Origin of the sequence: uncultured Chitinophaga sp., assembly GCF_937874145.1 — a bacterium.
Classification (GTDB): Bacteria; Bacteroidota; Bacteroidia; order Chitinophagales; family Chitinophagaceae; genus Chitinophaga.
The window spans coordinates 22,070-37,297 of the sequence record NZ_CALNBI010000334.1 but is presented as its reverse complement, the minus strand read 5'-3'; the positions used below and the strand labels follow the sequence as shown (position 1 = coordinate 37,297).

General features: G+C 53.5%; 22 protein-coding genes and 1 pseudogene. 13 read left to right on the top strand and 10 right to left on the bottom strand.

Going from position 1 to position 15,228, the window contains the following annotated elements; genetic code table 11:
• Positions 1 to 241 precede the first annotated feature (241 nt).
• Genes paaA through nadD form a run of 5 tightly spaced genes read left to right on the top strand, consistent with a single transcriptional unit; the run spans position 242 to position 3,484 of the window.
• Positions 242 to 1,240, top strand: a complete 999-nt coding sequence (gene paaA / locus Q0510_RS16515; protein ID WP_298714239.1) for a 1,2-phenylacetyl-CoA epoxidase subunit PaaA — start codon at positions 242 to 244, stop codon at positions 1,238 to 1,240.
• A gap of 17 nt (positions 1,241 to 1,257) precedes the next feature.
• Positions 1,258 to 1,644, top strand: a complete 387-nt coding sequence (locus tag Q0510_RS16510) for a hypothetical protein (protein ID WP_298714236.1) — start codon at positions 1,258 to 1,260, stop codon at positions 1,642 to 1,644.
• A complete protein-coding gene (gene paaC / locus Q0510_RS16505; protein WP_298714233.1) occupies positions 1,631 to 2,395 on the top strand; it encodes a 1,2-phenylacetyl-CoA epoxidase subunit PaaC in 765 nt (254 codons plus the stop codon). Before Q0510_RS16510 ends, paaC begins: the two co-directional genes overlap by 14 nt.
• 6 nt (positions 2,396 to 2,401) lie before the next feature.
• On the top strand, positions 2,402 to 2,887 hold the full coding sequence (paaD, locus tag Q0510_RS16500) for a 1,2-phenylacetyl-CoA epoxidase subunit PaaD (RefSeq protein WP_298714230.1): 486 nt from the start codon (positions 2,402 to 2,404) through the stop codon (positions 2,885 to 2,887).
• A 27-nt stretch (positions 2,888 to 2,914) separates the two neighbouring features.
• Positions 2,915 to 3,484 (top strand): nicotinate (nicotinamide) nucleotide adenylyltransferase, encoded by a 570-nt coding sequence (gene nadD / locus Q0510_RS16495; protein ID WP_298714227.1) that lies wholly within the window; start codon positions 2,915 to 2,917, stop codon positions 3,482 to 3,484.
• A gap of 6 nt (positions 3,485 to 3,490) precedes the next feature.
• On the opposite strand, the gene Q0510_RS16490 is transcribed toward nadD, so the two are convergent.
• Positions 3,491 to 4,564, bottom strand: a complete 1,074-nt coding sequence (locus tag Q0510_RS16490; RefSeq protein ID WP_298714224.1) for an AI-2E family transporter — start codon at positions 4,562 to 4,564, stop codon at positions 3,491 to 3,493.
• 213 nt (positions 4,565 to 4,777) lie between these two features.
• Here Q0510_RS16490 and Q0510_RS16485 point away from each other — a divergent pair, with 213 nt between their 5' ends.
• From Q0510_RS16485 to Q0510_RS16475, 3 genes are read left to right on the top strand one after another with little or no spacing between them, the layout of a single operon-like run.
• On the top strand, positions 4,778 to 4,972 hold the full coding sequence (locus tag Q0510_RS16485) for a YtxH domain-containing protein (protein ID WP_298714222.1): 195 nt from the start codon (positions 4,778 to 4,780) through the stop codon (positions 4,970 to 4,972).
• Positions 4,973 to 4,996: 24 nt separating this feature from the next.
• Positions 4,997 to 5,407, top strand: a complete 411-nt coding sequence (locus tag Q0510_RS16480) for a hypothetical protein (RefSeq protein WP_298714219.1) — start codon at positions 4,997 to 4,999, stop codon at positions 5,405 to 5,407.
• Between the two features lie 17 nt (positions 5,408 to 5,424).
• Positions 5,425 to 5,793, top strand: coding sequence for a hypothetical protein (locus Q0510_RS16475; RefSeq protein WP_298714216.1), 369 nt, complete (start codon positions 5,425 to 5,427; stop codon positions 5,791 to 5,793).
• Positions 5,794 to 5,825: 32 nt separating this feature from the next.
• Here the strand turns inward: Q0510_RS16475 and Q0510_RS16470 are convergent, their stop codons facing one another.
• Positions 5,826 to 6,857, bottom strand: a complete 1,032-nt coding sequence (locus Q0510_RS16470; protein ID WP_298714213.1) for a radical SAM/SPASM domain-containing protein — start codon at positions 6,855 to 6,857, stop codon at positions 5,826 to 5,828.
• Positions 6,858 to 7,200: 343 nt separating this feature from the next.
• Between Q0510_RS16470 and Q0510_RS24880 the strand changes: the two are divergent.
• Both Q0510_RS24880 and Q0510_RS16455 read left to right on the top strand, forming a co-directional pair.
• A pseudogene (locus Q0510_RS24880) lies at positions 7,201 to 7,726 on the top strand (GH25 family lysozyme).
• 9 nt (positions 7,727 to 7,735) lie between these two features.
• A complete protein-coding gene (locus tag Q0510_RS16455; RefSeq protein WP_298714203.1) occupies positions 7,736 to 8,011 on the top strand; it encodes a hypothetical protein in 276 nt (91 codons plus the stop codon).
• A 4-nt stretch (positions 8,012 to 8,015) separates the two neighbouring features.
• On the opposite strand, the gene Q0510_RS16450 is transcribed toward Q0510_RS16455, so the two are convergent.
• Both Q0510_RS16450 and Q0510_RS16445 read right to left on the bottom strand, forming a co-directional pair.
• Positions 8,016 to 8,567 (bottom strand): CAP domain-containing protein, encoded by a 552-nt coding sequence (locus Q0510_RS16450; protein WP_298714200.1) that lies wholly within the window; start codon positions 8,565 to 8,567, stop codon positions 8,016 to 8,018.
• 199 nt (positions 8,568 to 8,766) lie between these two features.
• Positions 8,767 to 9,318: a CAP domain-containing protein gene (locus Q0510_RS16445; RefSeq protein WP_298714197.1), complete on the bottom strand. Its 552-nt coding sequence runs from the start codon at positions 9,316 to 9,318 to the stop codon at positions 8,767 to 8,769.
• A gap of 453 nt (positions 9,319 to 9,771) precedes the next feature.
• On the opposite strand from Q0510_RS16445, the gene Q0510_RS16440 reads away from it, so the two are divergent.
• From Q0510_RS16440 to Q0510_RS16430, 3 genes are all read left to right on the top strand, one after another.
• The gene (locus Q0510_RS16440; protein WP_298714194.1) at positions 9,772 to 10,311 is read left to right on the top strand and encodes a hypothetical protein; all 540 of its coding nucleotides are present in this window, start codon (positions 9,772 to 9,774) and stop codon (positions 10,309 to 10,311) included.
• 81 nt (positions 10,312 to 10,392) lie between these two features.
• Positions 10,393 to 11,100 (top strand): DUF4377 domain-containing protein, encoded by a 708-nt coding sequence (locus Q0510_RS16435; RefSeq protein WP_298714192.1) that lies wholly within the window; start codon positions 10,393 to 10,395, stop codon positions 11,098 to 11,100.
• 87 nt (positions 11,101 to 11,187) lie between these two features.
• Positions 11,188 to 11,319, top strand: a complete 132-nt coding sequence (locus Q0510_RS16430; RefSeq protein WP_298714190.1) for a hypothetical protein — start codon at positions 11,188 to 11,190, stop codon at positions 11,317 to 11,319.
• An 89-nt stretch (positions 11,320 to 11,408) separates the two neighbouring features.
• Here Q0510_RS16430 and Q0510_RS16425 read toward each other — a convergent pair whose 3' ends face one another.
• From Q0510_RS16425 to Q0510_RS16400, 6 genes are all read right to left on the bottom strand, one after another.
• Entirely contained in the window at positions 11,409 to 12,551 is a 1,143-nt protein-coding gene (locus tag Q0510_RS16425) for a BamA/TamA family outer membrane protein (RefSeq protein WP_298714187.1), read from the bottom strand.
• Between the two features lie 45 nt (positions 12,552 to 12,596).
• Entirely contained in the window at positions 12,597 to 13,070 is a 474-nt protein-coding gene (locus tag Q0510_RS16420; RefSeq protein WP_298714185.1) for a hypothetical protein, read from the bottom strand.
• Entirely contained in the window at positions 13,067 to 13,531 is a 465-nt protein-coding gene (locus Q0510_RS16415; RefSeq protein ID WP_298714182.1) for a hypothetical protein, read from the bottom strand. The genes Q0510_RS16420 and Q0510_RS16415 overlap by 4 nt, the downstream gene beginning before the upstream one ends.
• Positions 13,528 to 14,010, bottom strand: a complete 483-nt coding sequence (locus Q0510_RS16410; RefSeq protein ID WP_298714179.1) for a hypothetical protein — start codon at positions 14,008 to 14,010, stop codon at positions 13,528 to 13,530. The genes Q0510_RS16415 and Q0510_RS16410 overlap by 4 nt, the downstream gene beginning before the upstream one ends.
• The gene (locus Q0510_RS16405) at positions 14,003 to 14,371 is read right to left on the bottom strand and encodes a hypothetical protein (RefSeq protein ID WP_298714176.1); all 369 of its coding nucleotides are present in this window, start codon (positions 14,369 to 14,371) and stop codon (positions 14,003 to 14,005) included. Before Q0510_RS16405 ends, Q0510_RS16410 begins: the two co-directional genes overlap by 8 nt.
• Positions 14,372 to 14,617: 246 nt before the next feature.
• Entirely contained in the window at positions 14,618 to 15,049 is a 432-nt protein-coding gene (locus Q0510_RS16400; protein ID WP_298714174.1) for a hypothetical protein, read from the bottom strand.
• Positions 15,050 to 15,228 lie beyond the last annotated feature (179 nt).

Below are 15,228 nucleotides of genomic sequence, written 5' to 3'. Positions count from 1 at the left end.
GTGAGGTCGTACGGCCGGAGGTCTTCCGTGAACACGATCTTCAGCACTTCTGCCCTGCCCGCCGGCGGCGAGGGCGGCTCAGCGAGGGGAGCCAGGGAAAGGAACCAGGTGAAAAGGGCGCGCATAGTACTAAAGTTCGCAAATGAATTTGACTTCAAAAAATCCGGAAAGCCGCCACGGGAACGGAAATTGGTGGGGTCTGGGGAAATCCGTAATTTACGGTAGACCAAAACAATCACCTATGTACGGTGGAGGATACATTTTCGACGAACCCAATAAACGGCAGTTGAAAGAAGAGCAATTGCACGACGACCCCGTTAAGCTGGCTGAATTCGAAGCCCGCATCGCAAGAGGGGAGAAAATCGAACCGGGCGACTGGATGCCTTCTGAATACAGGCGCCAGCTGATCCGGCTCATTGAACAGCACGCCCATTCCGAGATCATCGGCGCCTTGCCCGAGGGCACCTGGATCACCCGGGCGCCGGGCTTCAAGCGCAAACTGGCGCTCATCGCCAAGGTGCAGGATGAGATCGGGCATGGACAATTGCTGTACAACGCCGCCGAAACGCTCGGCAAAAGCCGCGAAGCGATGATCAACGATCTCCTCAGCGGCAAATCCAAGTATTCCAATGTGTTCAATTACCCGGCGGAAACCTGGGCGGATGTGACCGTGATCGGGTTCCTGATCGATGCGGCCGCCATCGTGAACCAGGTGGCCAATGCGAAGGGCTCGTACGGGCCCTATTGCCGCGCGCTGGAACGTATTTGCTATGAAGAAAGCTTCCACCTCAAACAGGGGCACGATGCTTTCATCGAACTGGCAACGGGCACGCCCGCGCAGAAGCAGATGCTGCAGGATGCGCTCAACCGCTGGTGGCAGCCTATCATGCACTTCTTCGGCCCGCCGGACAAAACGTCCGTCCACAGCGAAAAACTTATGCAATGGAAGGTGAAGATGGCGAGCAACGACGATATGCGCAATCAATTCCTCGACCAGTACGTTCCCAAGATCCGCGAACTGGGCATGACGCTCCCCGACCCGGAATTGAAGAAAGATGAGACCACCGGGAAATGGCGCTTCTCCGATCCGGACTGGGACCTGTTTAAAAAAGTCATCAACGGCGGCGGCCCCTGCAACGCGGAACGCCTGCAGGTGCGCCAATGGGCCGAAGAGCACGGGCGATGGGTGCGCAAGGCGCTCATGAACCCCGGGGCCGTAAAGACCGCCCCGGTCGCTTAACACACAACTGATCAACTATGGACCAACCGCAATACTCCCTTGACCCCCGCGTAAACCGCCTCCGGCTGCTCGAATCCGGTGAGCCGGTGGAAGTGCAGGAAGGCGAAAACTGGAACTCGTTCGAAGTATTCCACCAGGAAAAGCGCGGCGCGCACCACGAGCACGTGGGCTGTGTGCATGCCCCCAACGCGCAGCTGGCGCTCGTTTTCGCCAAAGAACAATTCGCCCGCCGCAAGAAATGCGTCAACCTCTGGGTGGTGCGCAGCGCCGATATCCTGGCGTTTAATGCGGAAGACGAAGACATGTTCGCCAACAACGCCGAAAAAACCTACCGCGACGCCAGCGGCTTCAAGGTGATGGAAAAAATCAACCAGTTCAAAAAATCCACGCATGACAAAAAATGACGCCCTCGCCCGGATGCTCACCGCCATGGCCGACGACGCCCTGATCCAGGGGCACCGCAATTCGGAATGGACCGGCCTCGGGCCCATCATGGAAGAAGACATCGCCTTTTCTTCCATGGCGCAGGATAAAATCGGCCACGCCTGGGCGCTGTACAGGATATTACAGGAAGAACTGGGCGGGGAAGAACCCGATTCCTTCGCCTTCCTTCGCAACGAAAAAGACTATCGCTGCTGCCATTTCGTGGAGTATCCCAACGGGGAATACGACTTCAGCCTGATGCGGCATTTCCTGTTCGACCATGCCGAAGCGATCCGTTACCAGCAGCTGCGCGAAAGCGCGTTTGCGCCGTTGCGCCCGCTGGCCGAAAAGCTGAAAGGCGAGATCAAATACCACACGCTGCACGCCAACGCCTGGATCGCGCAGCTCTGCCGCGCCGGCGAAGAAAGCTACGCCCGGATGCAATCTGCCCTCAATACCTGCTTCCCGCTGGCGCTCGGCATTTTTGAGCCGGATCCCGAAGCGGGCGCCATTTTGGAAGCCGAAGGTATTTACCCGGGAGAAGCGAAGCTGAAAGAGATGTGGCTCGACAGGGTATATAATCTCTGCGCCGCGGCAGGGCTCAACCTGCCGGCGGAATCGTCGGTAACGCCGGAATATGGCGGCCGGAAAGGATATCATACTGAATACCTTCAACCCCTGCTGGAGGAAATGGGCGCGGTATTCCGCTCCGATCCGCAGGCTACCTGGTAACGCATCATGCCAATCACGGAATCAGATATTTACAAAGCCCTGGAGCAGGTGATGGACCCGGAAATCCCGGTGTTGTCCGTCATCGACCTGGGTATGATCACGGGCGTGCGCCTGGAGGAGGAAGGGATCCATGTTAAAATGATCCCTACCTTCTCCGCCTGCCCCGCTGTCGATTATATTAAACAGAACATCCGCAGCACGCTGGAAAAGGAGCTGGATGCGAAAGTGGTGGTGGAGATCGACAAGGAAGCGACGTGGAACAGCAACCGCATGTCTGCGGATGCGCATGAGAAGCTGAAGCAATTCGGCATTGCGCCGCCGCAGGTGCAGCAGGGCGAGGAGCGCGCGGAGATCGAGCTGCATACGGCGTGCCCGCATTGCAGCAGCGAAAATACCTACCTGCGCTCCCCTTTCGGTTCTACGTTGTGCAGGGCCATTCACTATTGCCGCAACTGCGGATATGTTTTCGAGCATTTCAAACCGCTCGGGTAAAGTGGGATTTTCTTGTATATTGCCGATATGAAAATCGGTTTATACTTCGGATCCTTCAATCCCGTGCACACCGGCCACATGATCATCGCCAATTACATGGCGTACAATACCGACCTGGATAAGGTCTGGCTCATCGTATCGCCGCACAACCCTTTGAAGGAATCCGCATCGCTGCTGAACGAGCATCACCGCCTGCACCTCACGGAGGTGGCGGTGGACGGCGAGCCGAAGCTTCGTGTCAGCAATATCGAGTTCTCCCTCCCCCGGCCTTCCTTCACCATCGATACGCTCACCTATCTCACCGAGAAATTCCCCACCCAGCAATTCGCAGTGATCATGGGGAGCGACAGTTTCCAGAACATCCCGCGGTGGAAGAATTACCGGCAGCTGCTCGATAATTACGAGATCTACATTTATAACCGCCCGCAGCATCCCGTTACCGACACCTTCGGCGCCAATTGCAGGATCGTGGACGCGCCGCTGCTCGAATTATCCAGCAGCCGTATCCGCCAGCTGATCAAAGAAGGAAAAAGCGCCCGGTACATGGTGCCGGACGCCGTGTGGAAGTATATCCAGGAAAATAATTACTACAAATAGCCGCGCTTACTGCTCTTTCTTCATGACCTTCTCTTTCGTGTGGGCCGTTTTCACGACTTTCACTTCGCGCTTCTTCACGAGGTATTCGTTGGAATAGATACGGATGAGGACGATGAATAGCGAAATGAGCAATGGCCCGAAGATCAACCCCACAAACCCGAACAGGCTGACGCCGATGATGACGCCGAAGATGGTGATGAGCGGGTGCACATCGCCGATTTTCTTGGCCAGCATCATCCGGAAGAGGTTGTCGCAGGTGCCCACCACCCCGAAGCCGTATACCAGCACGGCGATGCCCTGCCAGGTGTTGCCGATGGCGAGGAGATAAATCCCCATGGGCACATACACGGCCGCGGCGCCGATCACGGGCAGCATGGCGGTGAAGCTGGTTACCACGAACCAGAACACCGGTTCAGGCACCCCGAAGATCAGGTACCCGATCAGGGAAACGACGCCCTGGATAAGGGCGATAAGCGGTATCCCGATGGCGTTGCTCACCACCATATTTTTCATTTCGCTGGCAAGCAATTCCACGTTTTCATCTTTCAGTGGAATATATTCCCATAATGCCTCTTCCATTTCACGGGCGTTGACCAACATAAAATAGAGAATAAAATACAGCATGGCCACGGCCGTGAGGGTGTTGAACGTGGCGCCGAGGAATCCGGGCAGCACATTGGTGATATATTCCTGCAATTTGGCCAGGCGCCCGCCGGCCATGATGTTGATGCCGGTAGCGCTGACGAGCTTTTCGTTCATGCCCTTTAGCCCTTCGATCAATTCTGAGGAGTGATTGATGGCCCACCCCACCTTGGCGGTGAGCATATTGACGAGCAGGCCGATGGGGAGCAGGAATACGAGGAACGACAGGATCATGATCACTGCCGCGGCGCGGGGCCTTTTCCATTTGCGGACTTCCACGAGGCGGAACATCCAGCGGCGGGAGAGGACGTAAAGGGTCACGGCGCCGAGGAATCCGGGGAAAAATGCATACAATTCCTTGAACAGTATGATGCCCAGGAAGGTGATGATCAACAGGAACGCGATCTGTTTAAGCCGGTCGTTATCGATGTAACTCATATGATTCAGGGGTGTTATTCAAACCTACGGCATTTTGTCAGTTCCGCAAAGAACTGGCGCCGGAAGGATGAAAAGCAATAATAATGCTGATTTAACCAAATCGCCGGAGGATGTGAACAATTATGGAACAAATTTTGTAACCTTAATGCGAAATGGAGCATTGGCACCCCAGCTCCGGAAACCCGATTACTTCACTAAAAAAACTCTCATACCATGAGCAGAAATTCAAAAGCAGTCGTTTCTTTCATCGTGGGCGCCGCCGTGGGCGTGGCCGTTGGATATTTCCTGAATTCCGACAAGAAGGAAGAATGGGTTGGTAAGCTGAAATACCAGGCCGATAAGCTGAAGGATAAATTCCGCAACAAAAAGCAGCAACTGGAAGATGCTATTGAAAACGAATTAACCTAAGCTCCGCTCTTTAAAAAACATTGCATGGAAGATAACTTTTCCAACTACTTCTCGGAAACCGGCAAGGTGGCCAAGGAATACCTTGAAACCCGGCTGGACATTATCAAACTGCAGGCCGCAGGAAAGCTGTCGAAAGCGATGGGATTGTTCTTCTCGCTGATCATGGCTTTCCTGCTGTTTTTCTTTGTCGTCGTATTTCTCGGGATGGTGCTCGGCTTCTGGATTGGTGAAAGGACCGGCAGCATGACGCTCGGTTTTAGCTGCGCGGCGGGCGTCTTCGTACTCCTGTTCGTCGTTTTGCTGGTAGGCCGCAAATCCCTCATCCAGCGCCCCCTCGCGAATATGCTGGCGGCGGAACTGGTGGAAGAAATCGAAGAGATGGAAGACCGCGCGGAAGAAAAAAGAGAAGCCCGAAAACAAGCTGTGAATGATTAAACACTACTCTCTCCCCCATGGCGAAAGTTAAAATCAAAAACATCGAAATGCTCGACCACGAAGTGGAACGCCTCCAGCGGAGGCGCCGCCGGCTGGAAGACGAGCTCGGCGCCCGGGTGGATCACCTGCGCGACAATTACAAGTCCATGGCCATGAACGCCGTGGTGCCCGGGATCGCCAACAGCGGATTCCTCGGCATCGTGGGCGGCCTCGCCAAAACGGCTTTCAAGTCGGGAACGGGTAAATCGATGCTGACCAATATCCTCATCGGCGCGGTGGAATTCCTCGGCGTTAAACTGGGTGTGAACCTGGTCAACAAGTTCCGGAACAGAAGACACCGGAGAAAAAGAAACGGCACCGAACCCGATGCCGCCGACGGGGAATAATTTCCCCGCTCCCTATGCCGGACGCTCCACTATTAAGCGTTGCCCCACACCTGGGTGCCTTCGCTACAGTTCGCGCAAATATCGATGTGTTTTCTGCCCTTGATCAGCTGGGTGCGGAAGTTGACGTATTGCTCGTTGTGCCAGAGGGTTTTGAAATCACTCTGCTTCAGGTCGCCCAGCCGGTGCGTGGCGTCTTTGTCGAAACAACAGGGCACCACCAGTCCGTCCCAGGTGATCACGGGTGAATGCCAGAGGCGCCAGCAATGGTTCTCCATCTTGTTTTTGATGGAATACGTGCCGTCGTCGTTCTTATGATAGCGGGAGTATTTATCGATCGTGGGGATCAGGCGGTTGCCTTCTTCGTAATCATACACCTGCGCGGTCTTGAACCGCACTTCATCCACCCCGATTTCCGCCGCCAGCTTCTTCACATCTTCGATCTGGTGCTCGTTGGGCTTCACCACCAGGAACTGGAAGAACACGAAAGGCTTCTTCGAATTCAGTTCCTTTTTCCATTTCACGATATTCTTCGCCCCGGCGATCACTTTGTCGAGGTGGCCGCCCACGCGGTATTGCGTGTAGACATCCTGTGTGGTGCCGTCGATGGAAATGATGAGCCTGTCCAGCCCCGATTCCACCGTTTTCTTCGCGTTCGCGTCGGTCAGGTAGTGGGCGTTAGTGGATGTGGCGGTGTATATACCTTTGGAAGAGGCATACTGCACCATGTCGAGGAACGAAGTGTTGAGGTACGGTTCTCCCTGGAAATAGAAGATCAGGTACATGAGATCCTTGTGCAGCTCGTCGATCGTTTGCCGGAAGAACTGGTTATCGAGCATGCCCGTGGGGCGGGTAAAGGCCCTGAGCCCGCTGGGGCATTCCGGGCAGCGGAGGTTGCAGGAAGTGGTGGGCTCGAAGGAGATCGAAATGGGGTAACCCCATTGGATGGGCTTCTTGCGCCACTTGCTATAATAAAAGCTGCCCAGCACCTTGCCGGCGTTCCAGGCTCTGCGGAGCGTGAACTTGGAGAGGAAATTGAGCGCGTCGTTGATATTCGGTTTCGGCATAATAGGGCCATGTTTGGCCGATAAAAATACAACAACATCCCCGGCTTTCGTGCAAGCTTGCGAAAATTGCCCTATACTTGCTGCTGATTTTTCAAGGACAACCTACAGAATCTCCCAAACATTGGCTAAAAAGAACCGGAAGCGCCTCCGCGCGTTTTTCCTGATCGTTGTACTGCTGACGCTGGCCGCAATCGCCGGCGTATGGTGGCTCCTGCGGCAACAGGCGCCCGCAAATTTCGTCCGCTACGAAGAATTCGGCATCGATATTCCCGTCAATTATTCCGTGCATGGCATCGATATTTCCAAATTCCAGGGAAATGTAAACTGGCGCGCGGTAAAGCAGATGGAAGTCGATAATATCAAAATTTCTTTCGCCTTTATCAAGGCGACAGAGGGCATCACCCGCCAGGATGCAACGTTCCGCCGCAACTGGGATAAAGCCCGCGACGCGGGGATCATCCGGGGGGCATATCACTTCTTCTACTCCACCCGCGACCCCCTCAAGCAGGCGATCAATTTTAAAAACGTAGTGCAGCTGGAATCCGGGGACCTCCCTCCCGTGCTGGACATCGAGGTTCACAACAACCAGCACCGCGCGCATCTGGCTCGAGGAAATGGAAAAGGCCTACGGCGTAAAACCGATCATCTACACCAATATTCACTTCTACGAAACCTATCTCGGAAAGGAATTCGATGATTACCCGCTCTGGGTGGCGCATTATTACCAGAAGGAAAAGCCCCGCAGCGCCCGTAACTGGGTGTTCTGGCAGCATTCCGATATCGGGCGGGTGAATGGTATCCGGACGATGGTGGATTTCAACGTGTTCCGGGGCGACAGCGCCGCGCTGCGTAAATTGTGCATTCCGTAACTTTATATCATGGAACAGGAAGATTCCCACATGGAACAGGAAGATCCCCGCAGAAATTCGGATCTGCAGGTAATGATGTTTCTCATCAAGATCATGCGGACCGTTTTTTACGGCATGTTCTGGCTGATGATCAATATCTTCTTCGGGTTGTACCTGGGGTTCGGGGTTCCGGAGGAGTCGACGCCCCTGCGCATGGGTGGTTTTTACACCTGGTTGGTGCTAAGTTCCGCGGGGTTTGTGTATATGTTGTGGCGGATGTGGCGAAGGAAGATGCCGCCGCCATGATGCTTTAGCGGCCTGCGGGCGCGGCAAATACCTGCGTCCAGAGGTTGCCGGTGCGGCCCACGCCCATTTCCCGGAAGTTGGCGCTCATGAGGTTTTTGCAGTGGCCCGGGCTGTTTAGCCAGCCATTAACGACGTCTGCTTCGGATTGCGGTCCGGTCGCGATATTTTCTCCCCACCAGTTATAATTGTAGCCCTCCGCGGTGATGCGTTGCGAAGGCGTGGCGCCGCCGGGACTGTTATGTGAAAAGTATTTCCGGTCGAGCATGTCTTTCGAATGCTTGACGGCGGCGAGTTCCAGCAGCACGTTCCAGGTAACGGGCGAAACGGGGGGCATCCAGGTGTCGCCGCACTGGCAGCCTTTGGCGCGTGCGTTGTTGACGAGCTGGAGCGCAACGTCTTTATTCGCCTTGTTTTCGATAACAACGGCGGTGGGCGGTTCTCCGGGCTTCTCCGGGCCAGCGGGCACGGGTTGCACGGGATTTTCCTTTGCGCAGGAGGCCATCAATAGGCACACCGTGGCGAATACAGGTATAAAGCGGACCGTTTTCGGTAACATAATTCCCAGTGTTTGAATGTCAGGTACTGGGTCTTTGATAGGAGGAGGTTAAGCACGTTGGCTTTTCAGAGGTAGGGCTAAAAATCAAACAGGACTCAAAAATAAGCCGCCGCACTTAAATCTATGCAAAAATTATGTTAACGAAATTAATAAATTAACAATCAATCCGCTATGATGGAAAACCCGCATGCGTATCCCTTTATTTACCTGACCTGGGGACCGCCAATTCCTGGCTCCAGAAGTTACCGGCCTTTGCTACGCCCATCTCCGTAAACCGGCTGTTCATCAACACTTTGCAATGCGTAACGCTGTTGAACCAGCCATTCACGACGGTTTTTTCGTTCAGGATGCCCAGCGCGATGTTTTCTCCCCAGGCGGCCCATGTATACCCCATGCTGGAAATGCGGAAGCCCGCCATTTGGCCGTTGCGGTCCTGGTGGCTGAAGTAATTATTTTCCTTCATATCCCGGCTGTGCAAATACGCGGCTCTTTCCAGCGCTTTGTTCCAGGTGATGGGAGGCGCAGGTGCATAGAAGGTATCCCCGCAGTTGCAGCCCTTTGTGCGGATGTCGTTTACCAAAGTAAGCAGCAGCGCGGCGTTTACAGGGTTGTTCATGGTGAAAGTCGTGTCCTGCACGGGTATGGCAGGAGGAGGCGTAATTGTTTCCAATGGTTCCTTGGTACAGGCTGCCGCTAACAGGCAGAGCGCTGCAACTCCCGCCAATGCGGGACGCATCATGTGTCTAGACATTGTCCGATTAAGGTTTTAAGTCGTCAAAAAAAGTTGGCTTCTCGGGTGGATGCGGTCAAAAACGAATGGTTTCTCCTGGTGCGGTCAAAAATTACCACAAGGTGTACCCGGTTAAAGTGCAGGTATATTTTGGGTTAAAAAGCTGACGCAAAGGTACAGCCGTTAACCCTTATCTTCCACAATTTGCTCCGTAAAATTTTTGTTAACGAATTGACTGTTAACGAGATGTAAAGCTGATCGCTGCGCCGTTACGGTGTAGGTCTTTCAATAATTCATAGGTTCCTGCTAGTCGTGCCTCTTTTCAGACAATAAACATATAATAATTATATTAAGTGTAATTGTACGAATGTGAATTAACGGAAATGTTAAATGAAAAAATTGGTCGCTGCATATTAGTAAAGATCATATTTTCATATCCCGCGATATGACGCCGGATAATCATCAGCTGTCACCATGAGATGGATAATCAAACTATCGGTTTTAATGTTAATGAATGCCGCCTGTCATTCACCGGAGCCCGGCGGGCACAAAAAGGTTTCTGAGGTTTCCGGCACAAATACACCCGCAGGACCAATTATTATTCCTTCCGAAGCAGACGAACCTGAATTGCCGGCCGTTTTCCTGGTCGTAGATACTGGTTATAACTATTATGATTTGCGGGAGAAGATGTTGGCGGTCGCCCAAAAAAGCGGCTGGCCGATAGATACGATCGATCGTACGTTTATCCGGGATAGTATTCTTCCGGCAGATCCCAGTCCCGCGTTTTTTGATGGCGGATATTTTCCCCGGATGCATTTTAAGGAATTTTTGAGTATAGATTATTGGGATGATTGCGCGGCAGAGGGAGATGGTTCGCCCGACAATAAAATGGTGGTTATCGCGGGCATCTACAAGCACCGGCTGCAGGCTGATTCAGCACTGCTGCGCCTTCGAAAGTTCTACCCCGCCGCTTTCATCCAGGAAGGCATGTTGATGAATCATGAAATCCATTAGTAAAGGCGAATCCCCATTCCCCTCGCCAGAGTTCCGTCAACCCAAACCGATTTCTGTTGTTATTTGCATAAATCCATGAACATGCACACACACACGATCCTGCTGCTTGCCGGCGTACTGGCGCTTTCCGCCTGCGGGAACAGCAGCAAGCCCGGCACTACGGATTCTACAGCCACCGAGGCCACCATACCGGCTTTGGACGGGTATTACGAAGCCAATATGCCCGCCGCATCCTCGCCGGGCCGCCTCATCGGCCTCAGCCTGCGCTCCACCAATGACGCAAAAATGTCCACCGATTACCTCAACTCCACCCCTGAAATCATACAGATGGGTAACTGGAGCACGCTCGACAGCGGCAAGATCCTCATAACACTCGTTACCGTAGGCTCCGGAAACCCCGTGAAAGACACGCTCATCTTCCGGCAAGACGGGCCCTCCCTCGTATACCTCGGCGACGCCTACGGCTCCGATGGCCTCACCCTCACCAAAAAAGACCCGCCCGCCCCGGCTCCTAAAGAGCTGCTCGTGTGGGTCAGTTCGGAAGAGGAATGCGAAAATGGCCCCGGCTTCGGCAAAGTGAAATGCTATTCCGTCCAATACGGAGACCGGTACCTGGATGACCCGGACCTATGGGAAAAACTCATGGGCGAAATCGAGGGCTTCAAATTCGAAAAAGGAAACATCTACCTGCTGAAAGTAAACCGCATCCCGCACGATCCGCCGCGGCAGGACGTAGGCGCGTACGCGTATAAGCTGGTGGAAACGGTGAAAACGGAGTCAAAGAAATAGGTGATTGTTGTCATAAACACGGTGCGAAATTTTTAAAAACGGGGAATATGCCCTAACTTGCCCCCTGAAATCTTAAAACTGTATATCATGTTGATGACTGTTTTCCTTAATTCCTTTTACGAGATCGGTAATAAGATCGGCTATTTTGGCTGCTGGTTTTTCATCATCCTGTTTGGTCTGATGTTCCTGTATGCGATGGTGAAATACGTGAAACCGTAATTTCCCCGAAGAATCAAAAGTTTACATACATGGCAGCTTCCCGCAAGGGAGGCTGCCTTTTTTGTTGCCATAAATATTTGATAATCAACCTAGAATGCTTCTGCGATGGATAGATAGAAGCCGCCCTGGCGCTTTTCCCCGGCGCGTTGTTCCCCAATACCGTAATCGAGGCGCACGGTGAGGCGGGCGCTCTTGTCGTAAAACCAGCGGATACCCGCGCCGTAGTTCGGTTTCAGGTTGACGTCGATGTTCCGGTTGGAAAAAACGCTTCCCGCCCCGGCAAAACCCGCCAGCGCGAATGTGGGATGCATGTCGAGAAACCAGAATTTGATCCGGATGCCGGGATCGAGGAAATAACGGTACTCCGCCTGCGCTGCGATATAGTTTTTGTCGCGGTACCGGCCGGTGTAATAGCCCCGCATGATGTTATCATTCCCCATCTCCCCCATCATATAAAACGGTACATCGCCCTGGGTAGATACGGCATAGCCGTTCAGCCCGAGCGTGCTTTTCTTCGACAGCGGGATGAAGTGGCTGGCCCTGCCCTCGAGCCGCCAGAGCGACCTGGAGCTGAGGAAATCCGGCGCCCAGGAAACGTTCAGCCGAAGGAAGGAGCCTTTGGTGGTGTAATTCTGGTTGTCGCGGTTGTCGAAAATGCCGGTAGCGCCGATGAACGTGTAATATCCGCCCGATTTATCGATGAGGTCCATCGAGGGATATACGCCCTTGGGGTCGTCGGAATCATATGTATCGTGCTGGAAAAGCAGGGACATCCCGGCGTAGAAGTGCCGGGAAACGCGGCGCTCGGCTTCCGCAGACACCTTATAGCGGCGGTTGCCGACAAGCGTGCGGTCGTCGTAATGCGTGGTATCGCCGATGCCGAAGAAATACAGGGGGAAGTCGTGGTACCGGAAATTGGTCCGGATATGCCATAAGTTGTCGCGGGTCCAGTTTTCGAAGCGGAGGTCGATTTTGAACTGGCTGTTGGTGGTGAAGGTGGAAAGGACGCTTGCGGAGGAGTTGCGGGTCAGCGGATGAGGGTTCTTTTTGTCGCCGTAATAACTGTAAAGCGCCACTACACCGAATTCCAGGCCTTTTTCAGGGGAATATCCCAGCACGGGAACGGGCAGGAACGAGCGTTTTCTTGCCGCCATGAGGGAGTCTATGGAATCCTGGGCACGGAGGCCCGAAGCGAGCAAACACATGGTCAGGACGGAAACAACTTTACGCATAGGCACGCAAGATGCAAAAAAAACGGACACCGCGGCGCAAATGCGTTATTGTACGGGCGCCGGGCTTTTTTTGCCGCGGATGAACCCGATGGCGAGGTTGGCGAGGAACGCGGTTTGGCCGAGTGCGAGGAATAAGAACATGGCCAGTCCTAAGTAGGGAAGGTATGTGCCCGGCCCGAAAGAACCGTCGTGGTGACCATATATATTTTCCATAGTAAACCCGGGGGAAAGCATCCACGTCAATACCGGAACAACAACAAAGCTCAGGACATGAAAGTATTGCAGGGATTTAAATTGGCGGAAGTTGCGCGTCAGCCGGTAAATGGCGGCCAGCAGGAGCAGCAGCATCGGGCCGGGGGCAAACCACCAGGGCCATTGGATCACGTAATAGGTGTTATGGAAGTGGAGGTCGTATCCCTCCTTTCCCGCCATCAGCTGCCGGATATAGAAGAAAACGGCCAGGAGTACCAGGAGCGCTTCCGGGCGAAGGAGTTTTTGGAACAAATTCGGTTGCTTCATGATGCAGATTTTTTCCCCCTGATGAATCCCGCGATAATGTTAACGACAAACCCGATTTGTGCCGCGAAAATGAAAATAGAAGCAGGCTTCAACAGGACATTTATAACCCTTTGACGATCTTCCCATTGCCGCCGGGCGGTTTCATTCACAAAATAGTAGGTTTCTTCCGGTGTATTGCCGTACGCCGAAGCCCAGCTGAATAACAGGACCGGCAACATCACGAGGCTCGCCACATGCATATAATGCAGGGTTCTCCACTGCCGGAATCCGCTGGTGAATGCATAGATCAGCGCAATGGCAACTAAAATCAAAGGCCAGTAAATCGTAGGTTCCGGCCAGATGCCAAGGTAATCGTTTCCCCGGCTGGTATTAATGATGTATACTATCAGCCAGAAAAATGCGAGTAAAGCCGTGGTTCCCCCGGGAGAGAAAACCCATCGCCAAAACTTCGAACCTTTCATGCATTGAATTTAACTCCTTTCATATAAGATGCAGTCAATCGCACCAGATAAATTACCTGCCCGATCCCGAAAATCCCGAAAACCATCATCAGCAGCCCGTTCAGCAAGGATTTATAGAAAGCTGTTCCTGCAATAAAGAACGAGGGGTTCCCGGTGAAATACGTGATCCGATATGTCGAAATGACTTTATACGCCAACAGCGGTAGCGCCAGTACGGTGATGAAACTTACGGCCGGCAGCCATCCCCGTTCCGGAAACTTCCGTGCCAGCCAGAAAGCCCCTACCATCAGCAGTCCGGTGAGAGCAAATGGGGAATACCAGTTATCGAAGACGATGGTGGTAACGAAATCGGCGGTGTCGCTGCGGAAGCGGAGCCCGTGGCTTTGGAGGCTCCAGTGGCGAATCTGGAAGAGGGCTGCTGCGAGCAACAGCAGAGCTTCCGGGCGGAGGAGCTGGCGGGATATTATCGGTCTAGTCATGCAGTTGGGTTTTGCGGCCGCGCCGGAAACCGGCAATCAGGTTGTAGAGGAAGGCCAGCTGTCCGAGGACGGCGACGGACCCTAGTACCCACATCCAGGTGCGTTCGTCCGGGGTCATCCCGAAAACGGCGGGGTTGCCGGGATAAGGGATGTCCGGAAGTTGGATAATGAGCATCGCCGGGATTGCGAAAAAGCTGAGGATATGGAAGTATTGTAAACACGCATATTGCCGGTAGTTGCGCGTTTTCCAATATGCAAAGGCGAAGACCAGCAGGCTCAGGGCTGCGGTAAGGAAACCGGTCCCGCCGTCGTCTTGCCGTATTTTCAGGCCGAAATCAACACAGAACAGAACCATCGCCATAAAAATCAGCACTATATGCGGCCGGGGAAGAAGCCGGAAGAAAGCTGCCCGGTTCATAGCGGAAGTTTTTGGAAATGAAAGTCTAGTGCCGAAGGAACCAGCAGGTGTTTCATAGGTACGGATTTTTGTTTCGGTCAAGCGTTTTATCTGGCAATTATCACAATCGCTGCAAAGCAAAAATAAAGAAACAGGTTTTTCCGGAAGGCTATTCTTCCGCCGAAATATTCACTGTGCAAAAAATCCGGCTCAGGATCTGGCCGGTGCGCTCCGCCCGATGATAATGCCTGCCGTGATGTGTGTGAAAAACGCCAGATGCCCCGCCAGTAAAAGATATTGGGCAATGCAGCTCACCACGAAAGACAAAGGTTGCATCACAGAACCCGGATGCTGCGCCGTGATTTCGAACAGCCACATTGTAACCGCGAAGAACGACATCGTGGCGATGTGAAAATGCTGCATCCACGGCCACTGAAGGAAGCGCGCCGCCAGCCAGTAAATGACCGCTTCGGCCAGCAACACCGCCGACATATAGCCGTACACGTGCGGCCAATACCAATGTGTATGCGCATCCGTTATCAACGCTTCCCGCGAAGCGAAATTTTCGCCCCAGATGATGCAGGCCAGCGAAAGCAAGAGCAGTTGAACGTGCGGACGGGTAAAAAAACGAAGTGTGCTCATGGATAGGGTATTGAATTCTTTCCATTAAAGTTACCACACCAACTTCCTATTTCCGGTGAGCGCCGTCATGGCCCGCGATGATCGTAGCCGGTTGCCAGCGGGATAATTTGTAATCGGCCAGCCACGAATAAACGACGGCTTCCGCCACCCGTCAAAAGCTGAGGAGTAAAATCACCAGG